Source organism: Fibrobacter sp. UWH9, from assembly GCF_900129715.1.
Classification (GTDB): domain Bacteria; phylum Fibrobacterota; class Fibrobacteria; order Fibrobacterales; family Fibrobacteraceae; genus Fibrobacter.
On sequence record NZ_FQWP01000008.1, the window covers coordinates 67,324 to 82,530 of the forward strand.

The 15,207-nt window shown below is 49.1% G+C and carries 14 protein-coding genes; 6 read left to right on the plus strand and 8 right to left on the minus strand.

Annotation, left to right across the window (positions count from 1 at the left end; genetic code table 11):
- Window positions 1-82 precede the first annotated feature (82 nt).
- Window positions 83-460 (plus strand): Hsp20/alpha crystallin family protein, encoded by a 378-nt coding sequence (locus BUB94_RS08665; RefSeq protein ID WP_073159749.1) that lies wholly within the window; start codon window positions 83-85, stop codon window positions 458-460.
- Window positions 461-796: 336 nt separating this feature from the next.
- Window positions 797-2,167 carry a hypothetical protein gene (locus BUB94_RS08675; RefSeq protein ID WP_073236030.1) on the plus strand — a complete coding sequence of 457 codons (1,371 nt, stop codon included), beginning with the start codon at window positions 797-799 and terminating at the stop codon, window positions 2,165-2,167.
- A 78-nt stretch (window positions 2,168-2,245) separates the two neighbouring features.
- Here BUB94_RS08675 and BUB94_RS08680 read toward each other — a convergent pair whose 3' ends face one another.
- Entirely contained in the window at window positions 2,246-3,367 is a 1,122-nt protein-coding gene (locus tag BUB94_RS08680; RefSeq protein ID WP_254793711.1) for an MBL fold metallo-hydrolase, read from the minus strand.
- Between the two features lie 175 nt (window positions 3,368-3,542).
- Window positions 3,543-4,883, minus strand: coding sequence for a phosphoglucosamine mutase (glmM, locus tag BUB94_RS08685; protein WP_073236032.1), 1,341 nt, complete (start codon window positions 4,881-4,883; stop codon window positions 3,543-3,545).
- A gap of 122 nt (window positions 4,884-5,005) precedes the next feature.
- On the opposite strand from glmM, the gene BUB94_RS08690 reads away from it, so the two are divergent.
- Both BUB94_RS08690 and BUB94_RS08695 read left to right on the plus strand, forming a co-directional pair.
- Window positions 5,006-6,127, plus strand: a complete 1,122-nt coding sequence (locus BUB94_RS08690; protein ID WP_083538192.1) for a GGDEF domain-containing protein — start codon at window positions 5,006-5,008, stop codon at window positions 6,125-6,127.
- Window positions 6,124-7,068 (plus strand): DHH family phosphoesterase, encoded by a 945-nt coding sequence (locus BUB94_RS08695; RefSeq protein ID WP_073236038.1) that lies wholly within the window; start codon window positions 6,124-6,126, stop codon window positions 7,066-7,068. The genes BUB94_RS08690 and BUB94_RS08695 overlap by 4 nt, the downstream gene beginning before the upstream one ends.
- A 54-nt stretch (window positions 7,069-7,122) precedes the next feature.
- On the opposite strand, the gene BUB94_RS08700 is transcribed toward BUB94_RS08695, so the two are convergent.
- Entirely contained in the window at window positions 7,123-9,114 is a 1,992-nt protein-coding gene (locus BUB94_RS08700) for a cellulase family glycosylhydrolase (protein ID WP_083538193.1), read from the minus strand.
- A 204-nt stretch (window positions 9,115-9,318) separates the two neighbouring features.
- Here BUB94_RS08700 and BUB94_RS08705 point away from each other — a divergent pair, with 204 nt between their 5' ends.
- Together BUB94_RS08705 and BUB94_RS08710 are read left to right on the plus strand one after the other, a co-directional pair.
- Window positions 9,319-10,458 carry a diguanylate cyclase domain-containing protein gene (locus BUB94_RS08705; RefSeq protein WP_083538194.1) on the plus strand — a complete coding sequence of 380 codons (1,140 nt, stop codon included), beginning with the start codon at window positions 9,319-9,321 and terminating at the stop codon, window positions 10,456-10,458.
- Between the two features lie 68 nt (window positions 10,459-10,526).
- Window positions 10,527-11,585 carry a GGDEF domain-containing protein gene (locus BUB94_RS08710; RefSeq protein WP_073159738.1) on the plus strand — a complete coding sequence of 353 codons (1,059 nt, stop codon included), beginning with the start codon at window positions 10,527-10,529 and terminating at the stop codon, window positions 11,583-11,585.
- A 26-nt stretch (window positions 11,586-11,611) separates the two neighbouring features.
- On the opposite strand, the gene BUB94_RS08715 is transcribed toward BUB94_RS08710, so the two are convergent.
- The 5 genes from BUB94_RS08715 to BUB94_RS08735 all read right to left on the minus strand — a co-directional run bounded on the left by BUB94_RS08715 (window position 11,612) and on the right by BUB94_RS08735 (window position 15,174).
- A complete protein-coding gene (locus BUB94_RS08715; protein WP_249506079.1) occupies window positions 11,612-12,664 on the minus strand; it encodes a tetratricopeptide repeat protein in 1,053 nt (350 codons plus the stop codon).
- A complete protein-coding gene (locus BUB94_RS08720) occupies window positions 12,657-13,304 on the minus strand; it encodes an energy transducer TonB (protein ID WP_249269373.1) in 648 nt (215 codons plus the stop codon). The genes BUB94_RS08715 and BUB94_RS08720 overlap by 8 nt, the downstream gene beginning before the upstream one ends.
- Before the next feature lie 142 nt (window positions 13,305-13,446).
- Window positions 13,447-13,851, minus strand: a complete 405-nt coding sequence (locus BUB94_RS08725) for an ExbD/TolR family protein (RefSeq protein ID WP_073159736.1) — start codon at window positions 13,849-13,851, stop codon at window positions 13,447-13,449.
- A 52-nt stretch (window positions 13,852-13,903) separates the two neighbouring features.
- Window positions 13,904-14,542: an FISUMP domain-containing protein gene (locus BUB94_RS08730; RefSeq protein ID WP_175549698.1), complete on the minus strand. Its 639-nt coding sequence runs from the start codon at window positions 14,540-14,542 to the stop codon at window positions 13,904-13,906.
- Between the two features lie 11 nt (window positions 14,543-14,553).
- The gene (locus BUB94_RS08735; RefSeq protein WP_254793712.1) at window positions 14,554-15,174 is read right to left on the minus strand and encodes a MotA/TolQ/ExbB proton channel family protein; all 621 of its coding nucleotides are present in this window, start codon (window positions 15,172-15,174) and stop codon (window positions 14,554-14,556) included.
- Window positions 15,175-15,207 lie beyond the last annotated feature (33 nt).

Here is a 15,207-nt window from a genome sequence, read left to right on the forward strand (position 1 = left end):
TTTGCAATAGGCAGGGTGTAAAAACAAAAAGAAACCCACGGCGAGTGCCGAAGGGCAAAAAAATTAAAAAAGAGGTAAAATCATGATCAATGCAAACGTTATCCCCACCGCTTTCTATGGCATCCAGAACTTCCTGGACAGCTTGAACGCCGCCAACGCCCAGGGCGAATGCAACTACTCTCCCAAGGCAGACTACTACGAAGTCGAGAATGGTTTCATGCTGGAAGTGGAACTGCCGGGCGTCAAGAAGGAAGACATCGACATCCAGGTAGAAAAGAACATCATCACCGTCAAGGCTTCCCGCACCCGCAAGGAAACCAAGACCACCTACGAACGTAGCTTCCGCCTGGCCGACGATATCGACTGCGAAAACATCAAGGTCGCCCTGGAAAACGGCATCCTGGCATTCTCCCTGGTGAAAAAGCAGCAGGCCGCCGCCCGCAAGCTCACCGTGGCCTAGGCCATAAAAAACAGCTCTTTATCTTCATTCGTACTCCTCCAATCCACCAAGAGGTTCCTCCCCAGAGGAACCTCTTTATGCGTTAAATTGGCCTTTTTGCGTTTTTTTTTCGCGATATTTCGCCCTTTACAACATTTAACAACACCATTTATTCCGAATTGGAACATTTGCGAAGTTTTGGGCATAGATTTAAGTTGGTTTGGGGCGCTTTGCGCTTGGACATATTGTCCATAAAAAGGAAGTGTTCCTTATAGGAATAATCCACCTTTTTGAATAGATATAAATAGAGCGTATTACGGGCATTGAGTTCGTTGTACGATTTATAAAGGAGTAGTTATGAAAAAGAAGTTCGGTCTGGCCTGCGCAACATTGGTCGCCATGTCCCTAATGGCCTGCAGCGAAGACTCTACCAACACCATCACAAACACCGAAAGTCTGCTGGCCTCCAGCGCCTCCGTCGGTGAAGAACTGGGTGGCGATCCGGCCTTGAACCCCGATGTCAACCCGGACGTCCCCGGCGAAGAAGTTCCCGGCGAAGAAGTTCCCGGCAACGAAAATGTCAATCCCGGCATCCCCGGTGAAGAAGTTAATCCCGGTGAAAATGTCAATCCTGGCGTTCCCGGCGAAGAAGTTGTGCCCGGTGGAGAAGTTGTTCCTGGCGAGCCCGGCGAAGAGGTGAACCCCGGCATCCCTGGCGAGGAACCCAACCCGACAAGCTCCAATAGCGATCCCACTCCCGCCAGCTCCGATAGCGAACCTGTAATCGAAAGTTCCAGCGAAGTCGCCCTGGGCCCCACCGAAAAGACTTATGCATTTGGCTATGCCCTAAAGAACGCTCCGCGCCCCTCCAAAGGCTGCGGCAAGAATTCTACCTTGGTGAAGACCAAGAGCGTTGAAAACGGCGACCGTTTCGAAATGAACATCAACGGCGAAAACCGCGAATATTTCATTACCCTGCCGTCTAACTACGACAACAAAAAGCCATACAAGTTGCTCTTCGCAATGCATTGCATGGGCTCCAATGCAGAAGATTTCGTTCATCACTTCGCAGATCAGGACCATCCGTCTCCCTACTACGGTCAGCAGAAGTTGGACACCGAAGGCAACTACATCTTCGTAGCTCCCCGCGGTGACACCGATGGCATGCCCTGGAGCATGTACAGCGACAAGGACCACAAGTTCTTCGACAAGCTCCTCACCACCATGGAAGACAACTACTGTATCGATACCACCCGCGTGTTTGTCACCGGCTTTAGCTTCGGTTCCATGTACAGCTACTCCCTGGCAGAAGAATTCCAGGAAAGAGTCCGTGCTGTGGTTACCTACGCTGTGGCAGACTACAACATTTACGAACCCCACAATAGCGGAACTGAAAAGCAGCTGCCCATCGCCTGGATGAATGTTCACGGCAAGAACGACGGCACCTGCCCCTACAACACCGCCCTCACAAGCGCACTGCCCCGCGTTCTCAAGAAGAACGGCAAGGCATCTGACGGTGATAGCAAATTCACTGACGCCAGTTCCGAAAAACCCCAGGAAGTGGGCGGTTCCGGCCACCTCTGCTATGACTTCAAGCAGGTCGATGAACGTTTCCCTGTGAAGTGGTGCAGCTGGAACGGTTCCCATCAGTGGACTGCTTTCGACAATGGCAGCTGGCAGAACACCTGGGTACCTGAAGAAGTCCACAAGTTCTTTGAACAGTTCTAAAGAATCTTAAATCCTCTCTCATTTAAAAAGGATTCCCTGTTTGTTGCAGGGAATCCTTTTTTTATTCAATCCTTTCGATTATTCAAGATAGAGGACTTCGCCCATCTGGGGCATCAGAACAGGTTTGCCGGATTCGCTGGCAGCCTGCTTCGCGTTTTCCAGAGGTTCCCGGTAATCGTGTTTCGACAGGGCGAATCGGGAATGATGAACGGTCAGATAGCGGTTGGCGTTCAGTTCCTTCATTTCCTGACCTAGATATTCAGGCATGGTATGTATGAAGGCCCAGTCAGGATTGTACTGACCGTTTTCAAGAACAGCCAAGTCGATATCCTTGAACTTTTCGCCTATGGTCTTGAAATGGGAACCGTAACCGGAGTCACCGCTGATCCATACGTTACGTTTAGGCGTCTTGAAATAGAAAGAAGACCAGAGGGTTCTATTCTGATGGAGTTCGCGACCGGAGAAATGTCGGGCCGGCGTAGAGACGACCTTAAAAATGCGGTCATTACCAGAGACGTCCTTTTCCTGATGCAAGACGGAATCTTCCCACCAGTCTAGTTCAATCAGCTTTTCCTTTGGATAACCCCAATATTCAAAATGTTCACCCACCCCAAGGCCAGTAATGACCTTGCCTACTTTAGGTTCCAACTCGACAACGGCCTCGTAATCCAGGTGATCCCAGTGATCATGGCTAATGACCAGATAATCGATGAAGGGGAAATCCTTGGGTTTATACACATCGGTACCCTTGAACATCTTATTGACAAAGCTAACCGGGGAGCCCGCATACAGAACAGGGTCTACCAGGACTTTCTTGCCAGAAAGGTTCATCAGGTAACTGGAATGCCCGAACCATACCAACCAATCCTTGTCGGCAGGGAGCGCCTTCAAGTCCGTGCGGATAACGGTCAACGAATCACCCTTGGCAGGGGCGATCTGCACGCCGGAATTGTCAAAGAGGAATTCCTTCCATACCTGCAGTTTGCTTTTCTTGTAAATCAAGTTGACGGTGGTATCAAGATTCACAAACTGTTCGCCGTTGTAATTCGGCGACTGTTTGATACGGGCAAGGCGTTCCCCCTGAGGCAGGCGGCCAAAACTTTTCTGACTTAAGAACAACACACCGGCATCCCCCAGCAAGAATAGGATTGAAAGGATAATCGCAGTAACCATATATTTCTTTTTCTTGAAAATCTTCATTAAGAATAAAATATAAGACCTAGAGCAAGCTCTAGGTCAATATATAATTCTTTAATTTAAAAAAAAATTTAATGAGTTTTTCGAAAAACTCAGATAAGCAAGTTAGACTAGGCGCGAACCCCGAAGCCGTAGTTTCCTACGGCGAGAAAGGGTGAGCAACGACGTATAACGCAGCTTAGATGAGTTTTTCAACTTTACTGCAGAGGGCTTCAGCCTCTTCCGCCGTGGGGGCTTCGGCAATCACGCGGATCACAGGTTCAGTGTTGCTTGCGCGAACATGAACCCAGGACTTTTCAGAACCCAGCCAGAGGCCGTCGCGTTCATCCATGGTCCAGCCGGCGAATTCAGCCTTCACCTTGGGCAGGATTTCAGCAACGCTCTTGTTGCCCAGTTCAAACTTTTTCTTGGGCATGGAGTAAGCCGGATTTTCTGCAACGAACTTTTCGGGACCGCCGTCGCGATGAGCCATCCAGCTCAAGACCAGGGCTGCAGCCACCAGGGAATCGCGACCATAATGGAGAGCCGGCAGAATCACGCCGCCGTTACCTTCACCACCGATAACGCAACCGTTTTCGATCATCTGCAGGCTAACATTGATCTCACCCACCTTGGCACGGCTGAATTCACAACCATACTTGGTAGCCACATCTTCGTTCATGCGGCTGGTAGAGAGGTTTACGCAGACGGAGCCCTTCTTCTGGGAAAGGACTTCTTCGGTAGCAATGGCGAGAGTGTATTCTTCACCGATGCTGCGGCCAAGGCCATCCACCAGGGCGCAGCGGTCTGCATCCGGGTCTACGGCAAAGCCAACAGCACATCCGTTTGCCTTTACAGCTTCGCGAAGGTCGCCCAGATTTTCGGGCAGAGGTTCTGCACCGCGGGGGAAAGTTCCGTCAGGTTCGCAGTGTACGCGAACCACTTCGCAGCCCAACTGTTCCAGCAAGCGGGGCACGATGTAGGAACCGGCACCGTTCACGGCATCAACGGCCACCTTGAACTTCTTGGCCTTGATGGCTTCAACGTCCACAAAGGGGATGCCCAGGGTACCATCGATGTGGATACCGTCTGCATCGGGAGCCACTTCGTACTTGCCCATGGTGCGGTAGTCAGGGTAGCTGAACTGATTGGCGTCGGCCAATTCAAACAGTTTCTTCACATCATCGGGACCCAGGAAGAGGCCCTTGTTGTTCAGGAACTTCAGGGCGTTCCATTCCAGGGGATTGTGGCTAGCGGTAATGATGATACCTGCATCGGCCTTAAAATGGGTAGTCAAAATTTCCACGGAAGGAGTCGTAGAAAGGCCAACATCGACCACGTCTACACCGGAAAGACGGCAAATTCCTGCCACATACTGCACAATGGCATCGCCAGTGGGACGGCTATCGCGACCGATGACAATACGCTTGGCCTGGGTAATTTCCAAAAAAGCACGAACATGGCTCTGCAAAACCTGGGGGGTAAGGGTATCGCCCACAATACCGCGAATACCCGAAATAGAACGCATCAACTTAGACATATTAAACTCCAATTTGGAACTGCAGAAAATATAAATTTTTCATACAAAAATCAGTCCATCAAGTAAACAACAGATTAGATATTATTATAATTTTAGAAAGGGTTGGGAAAAAAGGGTACTTAATGGAATCACCTATTGACATCCGAATGGCGCTAGGAACCGATATTATCGGTATGGTTCTGGTGATTATCATGATCATCGGCAACATTTGGCGTCTCCGTTTGAAAAGCAAGGAAAGTAAGCTGCTGATTGCCATGCTTGCTACCTGTTTTTCGTGCTGTCTTGCAGACCTGCTCTCCTTTGCAACAGACGGCATGGGAGGCCCCCACGCCAGATCAATCGTCTTCCACATGAATAGTTGGCTTTACGCCTCCAACTTCCTTTGCGCCCTCAGCTGGTTTGTCTTCCTCCAGGAACACTTCAAGGTGGAACTGGGTAGCCTGCAACGCAAGAGCATGCTGATTACCATCATCACTCTTCCCGCCATGCTGGTGATCAATACGATCCATCCTTTTATCTATGATGTTGATGCCCAGGGTGTCTATATCCGCAAATTCGGCTACTGGATCTATATCTGCGTCAACTACAGTATCATTCTAAATTCCCTGTCCATCTACTACCTCAATTATAGGCAAGATGGCACCATCCGCTTCTTCCCCATTTGGCTTTATGCAATTCCCATCTTTGTGGCAACCGTAATCCAGTCCCTTTTCTACGGCGTATCTATCATGGCGCCCAGTTTCGCAGTCGCTATCGCAGGCGCCTTTACAAGCCTGCAGAATGAACGAGTCTTCCGCGATCACCTGACCGGTCTCTTCAACCGTCCGTTCCTAGATTACGTACTAAATCTGTATTCCCAGAAGGGACGCAAGGCGACAGGCATTATGATCAGCCTCTGCGAATTTGAAGAGATCAACGACAGATTGGGGCACAAGGGCGGAGATGAAGTCTTATGCAAAACTGCAGAAATCATCCATGACTCTGTCGGACAGTGGGGATCTATCCTACGTTATGCCGGCGACGAATTCATTATCATGGTGGATTCTCAGGAAGAAATGCATATTTCAAACTGCATTGAAAAACTCAAGATGAACTTCGACAAGTTCAACCGAGAAAACACGACGCCCTACAAGATCAAGGCCGCCATCGGCTTTAAGAAACACGAAGCCAGCAAGGAAACCGTAGACGACTTCCTGGACGGTCTGAAGATTTCTGTAAAGGCAGCAAAAAAGGAACTGACATGACCATCGACGAAATGCTTTCCCAGGCGAATACCGTAGCCATTTTTGGACATGTTCGCCCAGACGGAGACTGCATTGGCTCAACCCTCGGCCTCTTCAATTACATCAGGGACAACTATCCGCAAATCAGCGCCACGGTTTTTGTCGAAGGTTTTCCGGAAAGCTATCGCCTTTTAAGCGGGTCCGACCAGACGCTGCCAGAATACGACGGCCGTGACGTGGATTTGGCATTCCTGCTGGACACCCCCAGTTTTGAACGTTGTGGAGCCAAGGGCGCAGAGTGCCTAGCCAAGGCCAAGTTTACCTGCAACATTGACCACCACATTAGTAACCCGCTAAACCTCTGCAACGTGAACATCGTGGAACCCGAAGCCAGTTCCGCCAGCGAGGTTCTGTTCTATCAGCTAGACAAGAATAAGATCAGCAAGAACGCCGCCAACTGCATGTACCTCGGTGTCGTCCACGATACCGGAGCCTTCAAATTCAGCTGCACCAGCAAGCGCACCATGAACGCCGTTGGAGACTTCATCGACAAGGGTTGCGACTTTGCAAAGATTGTCAACGAGACTTATTATACCCGTAGCTACAAGCAAACCCTGATTACAGGTTTCGCCCTAGAAAAATCCAAACTGGCCTTGGACGGTAAAGTCGTTTACTCTTACGTCACTCCCGCCGACATGGAACGCTACGATGTGAAGCCCTTTGAAATGGGAACCGTAGTAGACACCCTCCGCGAAGTCAGTGGAACCGAAGTCACCGTCTTCCTCTACCCCGTCAACGGCAAATACAAGATCAGTCTTCGTTCCAATTACTATGTCGATGTCAACAAGGTCGTCAGCACCTTTGGCGGTGGCGGCCATGTCCGCGCTGCAGGTGGCGACACAGAATTGCCTCCCGAAGAAGCAATCAACCAAATCATCGACCTGATCAAGGAACAGCTTTAAACCAAAATGGCCCCGCATTAATGCGGGGCCGGTGGGTTGTAGGAGTGAAACTTCTTACTTCTTTACTGATATCCGCAGAGCCTTGCCTCTAGCGGATTTTATAATATAGACTCCGGACTTACGAGCCTGCAGACTGGCAGTAGCGCAAGCCTCGCCCAGATTTGCAGCCATGAATTGTCCAACTCGGTTGCCCTGCATATCGAACAGGGTGTAAGCCTCTCTACCATTATCCAGACGCAGGTTCATTTCCTTCAGGCTTTCAATGGAATCTTGTTCCACAATTTCCTGGGGAATTTCGCCCAGCATAAACCAGTCAATATTGGCGTAGCTTCCGGTAATGGCCAACTTGATTATATGTTCCCCGACAGTTAGCGTAACCTTTCCTGCGTCCACATTTTCATAGACATCCCACTTGTTGTCTGCAGTTTGGGGAATGGCGACGGTATCAGTCACAGCCTTGCCATCGACAAAGAGCTGCACACTTCCGCTGGTGCCGCCGGCAGCGGCACGGATCGTCAGCGGGTATTCGCCATCGGCATCCACATCCACCGTATATTCCAGCCATTCACCGGCAATGGTATAACCGACAACATAATTACCTTCTTCAATTTCTTCCAGGTCTACACCGTCTTCGCGATAGACGTTGCCCTTGTTCTCGTCATCGGCATCATAATAGGAAGTATTGTTTTCGCCAGAGCCGTTCACATCGTAGTTTTCAGCCTGGATCTTTCCGGGGAGCTTGATAGCCTCGGAGCCAAAAGGCTTCTGGGGAATAATGGGTGTCACGTAAATACGGTAGGCGTTATAGACATTGGTAATCTTGATGGGAACCGTAATCTTTCCGTTGCTTACGGTATATTCCTTGCTGGATTCCGGAGTCGTCGAGGGAACGGCGGTATCCTTATCTTTCCAGGTCACATATTCCACAGCCACATTCACCTTGCTTCCGAAAGCGGCAGGGACACCGGCAATATCCACGGTTACATCGCCGAGGGTATTTCCACCTACAACGATGCTGGCAAAATTTTTCTTCACGTCGACAGCGGCAAATCCATCCACGCCATCGCTCTTGTCGTTAGGAGGAGTCACCTTGGCCATATAGCCACTCATGTCGCCATACCACTTGTACAGATGCCAGCCACCACCGCGTTCGTTCTTGGCGGTAAGCAAGCTTCCCAGACGACCCGGCAAGTTGGTGAACCACCAGGAAATCATGGCACTTTCTACACCATGGCGTTCAAACTTCGCGATGAAGGGAACAGAAACACCCGGGCATCCTTCTTCCAGATGTTCATTGGAAGAGTATTCATTGATACTGATTGCACGAGGAGTAACGTTATACTTTTTTTCCAGATTGCGGTAATTCTCGATCGCTCCAGCCAAGCCTTCAGAACCCCACTGATGCCAGCTAATCACATCGGGCATACAGTTGTTGGCGGAACAGTACTTCACGAATTCTTCCATCTTGGAAGCGTTATACCAAGAGTAAGAAGGTCCCACAATCCTTTCTTTGGGATCCAGCTGACGGAGCAAATCATAAGTCTGCTTCCACAAACCCGAATTAAAGTCAATGGTAGTGGATTTCCAGGTATCGTTAGGTTCGTTCCAGATTTCGTAACCGTCAAAATTCTGAACTTCAGAGGCCTTCTTGTCGTTCACCACGGCGGTCACTTCCTGCTTCCAGGAATTCATATCCTTGAACCGATAGGGCCAACCAGGCAAAATGTCCGCCAGGCGGATCTGCACCTTTCCCGTGGTGTTCTTAATACGGGGAGACACCAGGAACGCGCCTCCAATGGGCTGCTGACGTCCCTGTCCGCTGCGGGCAGGAGCCAGGAAGACGTTGGGCTTCAGGGGAGCCACATCCTTGTCGATATCCAGCGGATATGTTTCAGTTAGACCGTAAAGGGAGCCCGTGGCCACATGGGTCACGGGTCTTATGCTATCCCCCAAATTCACAGAAAGAGAAGTAGCCGCACTTGCCACCCCCATGCCGGCGAAAGCCACAACCGCCAACGCACCCTTTACAGAAAAACGCAATCCCATACATCCTCTTTTTTTACGTTTCGTTATAGTCTAAACATAAATTTCAAGCCCCCCTATAACCATTACCTCTCCAAAAACACTTTTGCAGTTTTTGCAAAAACCAAACCTCACATCCATCTTTACATTTTTTTGCAAAAGTGCAACATTTGAACAATTTGATATTATATTTTTCTTACAACAGGACGGTTTTTTACGGATAAAGGTTTGAATCTTACAGCAATCTATGTCGCCAATAGCTTCGGCATCATGCTTATCGGCATTCTGCTTATAAGCAATTGGAGCCGTCTGCGCGAAAAAAACATAGAAAGCTGTTGTCTGCTCCTAATGATGATTTCGGCATTCATGGGTTGCGTCATCGACCCCTTCGTTTTCGCATGCGATGGCCAGCCTGGAACATTAAACCGTTTTGTCGTACAGGCGGGCAATTCCCTGCTTTACGCAGCCGACATGTTCGGCTCCTTCTTCTGGTTAATATTCCTGAAAAGCCATCTCAAAATCAAGCTCTCCCTGACCCACAAGTACATTCTCAATTGCGCCCTGATGCTGGGTATAGCCATTATCCTGGTTAACTTTTTCCTCCCGATTATTTTCGAAATATCGGATTCCAACACCTATATCCGTCGGGCAGGTTACTGGTTCTTCTGTGTCATTGACTATGGATTCATGATTGACAGCATCGTCCTTTACCTGATCTGCAGGCATCGCGGCGGTTACATGAAAAACTTCCCCATCATAGTCTACCTACTCCCCCTCCTGGCAGGTAATGTGGCTCAGTCCCTGATTTACGGCATTTCAACCATCTCTTCCTGTTTTACCATTTCTATTGCAGGCCTCATGGCCAGCCTCCAGCGCGAACGCATTTACAGGGATAAATTGACCGGCATCTATAATTTTGCCTACCTAGACGTACTCGAAGGGCAATATATAGGCAACACCCGCCATAACGTATCGGGAATCATGATCAACCTGAACGGGTTCAAGAAAATGAACAAGGAACTGGGACGATCGACCGCAAACAATGCCCTCAAGGACGCAGCCAAGATTATAGCCCATTCCATCGGTGAATTAGGAACAGTGGTCAGATATGCCAGCGATGAATTCATCGCCATCGTGAACACGCAAGACGAAATGGCCATCAACATGTGTATTGCCAGCATCAAGTCCGCTTTCAGCGAATTTAACAGGGATCCCAGAAACTCCTATAAAATGTCCGCCTGTTTCAGCAGCTGCAACATCAACCCGGAAAACGACATTTCCGCATTCCTTGATGAAATCAGCAAACGTATGCTAGAAGAAAAGGCTGACTTCTACAGTCAAGGTGAAAATAATCGCCGGCGAGCATAGTCCAACTTGGAACTTATTTATTTCTGCAAACCATCAAAAAAGAAGTTTGGTTATTTAGTTTTTCCTAGATGCGTTTACTGCCAATAGATATCGACCCCCAGGAATTTTATAAGTCCAAGTACCTGTTCTACCACAGGTTCACTTTTTGGGTTGCAATCATCGCATCCTTCTGCATGGTAACCTACTTCGTTTCGGACTGTCAGATTTTCGGATACACAGCCTGGGAAGTTCTGCCCATGCGCTTGTTCCCTCTGGTCATAGCAGCGGGACTCGCCATCCTTAGCCGAAAGACCACCAACTACAAGATTATGACCGTCGCCACCTACCTGACGGTCCTTTCGGTGTTGTGGTGTACAATCTGGGTCGTCTATTACCTTCCCGACAAGACTCATTTTGGTGAAGGTTCCGTCATCAACCAGTTCCTGTTTTTTGCAGTTGGATTTGCGGCCCCCTGGCACTATGTAGTCGCCGTCAGCGGGATTGTACTCGTTTCTATTCTGGGCACAGACTGCATTATCCACTACCCCAATTTTGACATCCTTATTTCCCTGAATCTCCCCTGCCTTATAGGAACGACGGTAGCCCACTTCTTTATGCAGAAACTCTACATCAAGCATTTCAGGGCTCAGAAGATGCTCGAGTACATTTCTATGTACGACCAGCTTACCGGAGCCAACAGCCGAAATGCCATCCAGAATCTGATCAAGGAAGAAAACAACCAGTTCATCGATGACTTGACAAGACCCCTATGCGTCGCCATGTTCGACATCGATTTTTTCAAGGCCGTCAATGATAACTACGGTCACGCCAAGGGCGACATCGTCCTAAAGGATTTTACCGCGATCGTAAAGAAGAACATGAGACAGGGCGATTATTTCATCCGATGGGGTGGCGAAGAATTTGTGCTGCTGATGCCCAACACCTCCATTAAACACGCCATGAGTCTCGTCGAGGGAATTCGCAAAAAAGTATCCCAGGCTAAAAGCAAGGTTTGCCCCATCACCATTTCGGCAGGGGTTTCCCGATACGACGGAATGGATTACAAGAAAGCCATTGACCAGGCGGACCAAGCCCTTTATAAAGCTAAGGCCGCCGGCAGGAACAACGTGGTTCTATTCGAAGAATAGAATTATTGGTTGAATTTTTGGTTGATTTATTGGCTGGACGTCAGATCCAGAATGTCAACCTGAATTGTGGCATCGTCAGGATAATACTTAAGAGCGAGATTCAGAATTCGAAGGGCTTCGTCATCCCGTTTCTGGGCGTGGGCGTCATAAGCCAGATTCTTGAAACCATAAACCGCTTCGGCGTTGCCATGTTTCGCTGCAATCTCATAAGCAGATTCTGCACGTTCCAGGAACTTGGCGTCATAAGCCAGGTTCCCGAGGAAGATGGCCGCATCCACAAAATCCGGCTTGATCTGCAAGACATTATTCAGAATATCCATGGCCACAAACTGCTTGTTGTCTTCAACAAGGACGTCGGCAAGCTTATACATGGTATTCACATCGTCGGGACGAATGGAAAGGGCTTCGCGGTAAGCGCCTGCGCTCTGCTCATAATTTTTCTGCAGGCGGAAAACATCACCCAGGTAAACCAGGAAGTCAATTTCTTCCGGGTGGGAAGTATAGCCTTCGCGAATCACGGCAACAGCGCGATCAAAATCGTCTACAGCAATGTTCGCTTCTGATAGCTGGTACACAATGCTAATGTCGGACTTGTCCAAGGCATAGGCTTTTTCTACTGCCTTCAAGGCGCCAATCTTATCGCCCGTCTTGCTGTAGGCTTCGCCAAGATAAAGCCAGCCGCTAATGTTATTAGGTTCCAGCTTTAACGCACGATGATAAGCGGCCACGCATTCTGGGAACTGCTTCAATCTAAAGTAAACGCTGGCCATATTAAACAGTGCCGGAGCGAAAGTTCCATTGGAATAGTCTACCGCCTTACGGTAGCTTGCTGCAGCCTCGGGATACTTTTCGGACTGATAATAGGAATTGGCAATATTGAAACTTACCGCAACGGGATCAGCCCCGCGGTCAGCCGCCTTGCGATACAATGTGATGGCCTGCTTAAAACGGCCTTCACGATAAAGAGCATTGGCGCGATCCATAACATCCGATGCAGACTGTGCCGCAAATGCAGGAATCGCTAGAACAAATGCGAAAAGAATAATCAGGCCCTTCAAGGCTCGTTTAGTCCTAATCATGGAACTTCACCTCGAACGGTTGTTCCATTCCGCAGAAAGGCACCGCCTTACCATCTTTTTCTGCAGGTTCAAAAGTCATACGGTTCAAGGCATCCTTACCAGCCTGGCCAAGGCCAGATCCCGCCGGAGATTCCTCCACAATGCGGATATCATAGGCACGCCCGCTGGCATCGACGCAGAAAGTCAAACGCAGGCTGGCGTCAATTTCGCGATCACGAATCTGGGCGGGGACTTCAAACTGGGGCATAGATCTGCTATTAGGTTTCTTGTCGACATCGCCAGACTGATTGGCCATGGCGCCACCGCGAAAATCAGAGACCAGTTCCTCGCTAATGGCCGCACCGCCACCGCCTCCAGCAACCCCAAGATTCATGGCCATGCGGGGGCCCGCCTTGGGGGAACGGGAATTGGACTTCTGACGGTTAGGTTTGCGGGCAGGCTTTTTCTGTTCCTGTTTCTTCTGGACTTCTTCGGGTTTCTTTACGGCAACTTCTGTTTTTACGAATTTCTTCTGGGCATTCATCTTTCCAGAAATGAACAAGTTTGCGACCGTCACCGAAAACACCAGCAGAAGGCTGCTGAGTACTGCAACAATCAGCACAGAAAAACGTTTAACCAGTTTTAGAACAAACTTTATCATAAGGCGAAAGGCAAATATGAGTTACGAGATATGAGATATTTAGGGTCTCGTGCATTCATGGGATTCTGAAACAAGTTCAGAATGACTGTCCACACAGCTTACTTCTTTCGTATCTCGTAATTCATATCTCATAATTCATTGTTTAGTCCGCTTGTGCAGCGATTGACACTTTTTTCACTCCACTTAAATTACAGGCGTCGATTACTTGAACCAGCACCCCAGTTTCCGCACCCTTATCCGCAATAATCACGGCTTCACGATCAGGCGTCTTTGCAAGAGTCTGCTTTAGAATATCCTGCAGGCTGGCCAAATCCACCTGACGTTCGTTAATGTGGATTGTACCTTCGCGGGTAATGGCCACCAGGATGTTTTCCTTTTCCAGCTGCGAGGCACTCTGGGCTTCGGGCTTTGTCACATCCACGCCAGTTTCGCGAGTAAAGCTAGAAGTCACCACAAAGAAAATCAGCAAGATGAACACAATGTCCATCAAAGGGCCCATATCGATGCCCATATCCTTTTGCTTTCGGCGAGGTAAATTAAAATCCATTTTTTAACTCTTACTCTAAAGGTATGCTTTGTTTTTTTGCGAACCCAAAATCCTACATCTTCACACAGCGAACCGCAAAGGCATCTGATTTTTCGGCACGGTTGATGCTGCTGGCATACTCCCCTTTTTTAAGGGTAAATACATCTTTCGCCTTTCCGTTCGTTTCGCTCCAGAAATAAGCCCGCGTTCCAACCTCAGAAAATTTGGAGACGTGCAAGTCGTAACGTCCCAGCGCCAAGGCAGAGAACCCAATTTCGTCAGAGCCCTGCTTTTCAAATTCGTGCCATAGACAGAATCCCGGATTTTTCTTGCAGGCCTTCTGCATGGCCGCAAAATCCTTAGCCTTGGGTATCCTCCAGCCTTCAGGGCACAAGGCCGACAATTCCTCGATGGTGTAATAACGGCCCACCTTGTCGCAGCCGCCATATTCCTGATTGCAGAAACTTTTTTCGGAAGCGAACCTCAGATTATCCTTCATCCAGACAGCGTCGCCAATTTTCACATAGCGGTACACCTGGTTATCGCGGGCATCTACGAAGGATTCCCCATTTACGATTTCCATGGAAATTTCAACCGCGGGTTCAGCCGTCACTTCGTTTTTTCCCGCCTTATATTCTTCAGCGGATTCCTTAGAAGAGCAGCTCATTGAAACGAGGCCCAGGGCGAGCAAAACAAAAAATTTGAATTTCATAATCAGCCTCATTATTCCCGACCAGAGGTCCAGTTTTCAATAATCGTAGCGCCAAGTTCTAACTGTTGAGTCAGGTATTCAATACGCTCGTCCAGGCGCTGTTTTAACAAGGTCAGCGGAAACGCAATGAGCAAACCGCTCTGTGTAGAAATTAGAGCTTCAGAAATACCGTCTGCCATAAGGACCGGATTCTGGTTTCCGTAAAGGGTAATAACTTCAAAGGTAGACACCATGCCGGTAACGGTTCCAAGCAAACCCAACAACGGAGCCGCAGCCGCCATCACCGAAACAATGTGAGTTCCCTGCTGCATATAGCGCACGGTCTTGATCATGCGCACTTGCATGTAGTCCTGATAATCTGCCGGAGTATCGATAGCCACCTTCAAGGCCAAATGAAGTTCACGGGCCACAATTCCGCCACGTTTCTTCAAATGCCTACGGGCGGTTAAACCGCGGCCGCTTACACTTTCATGCAAGTCCTTGCGAAGGCGATCCACAACCTTGTGGACATCCTTACGGAAGATATCTCGGCCAATGCGAATCCAGGCAGAATACAGAAAATAGAATCCGATGGCACCGCACAGCAGAATAGGGAGCATCACGACGCCGCCGGCGCCATAAGTGCTCTGCAAAGCTTCTATGAATATGTACCAACTGTTATTCAA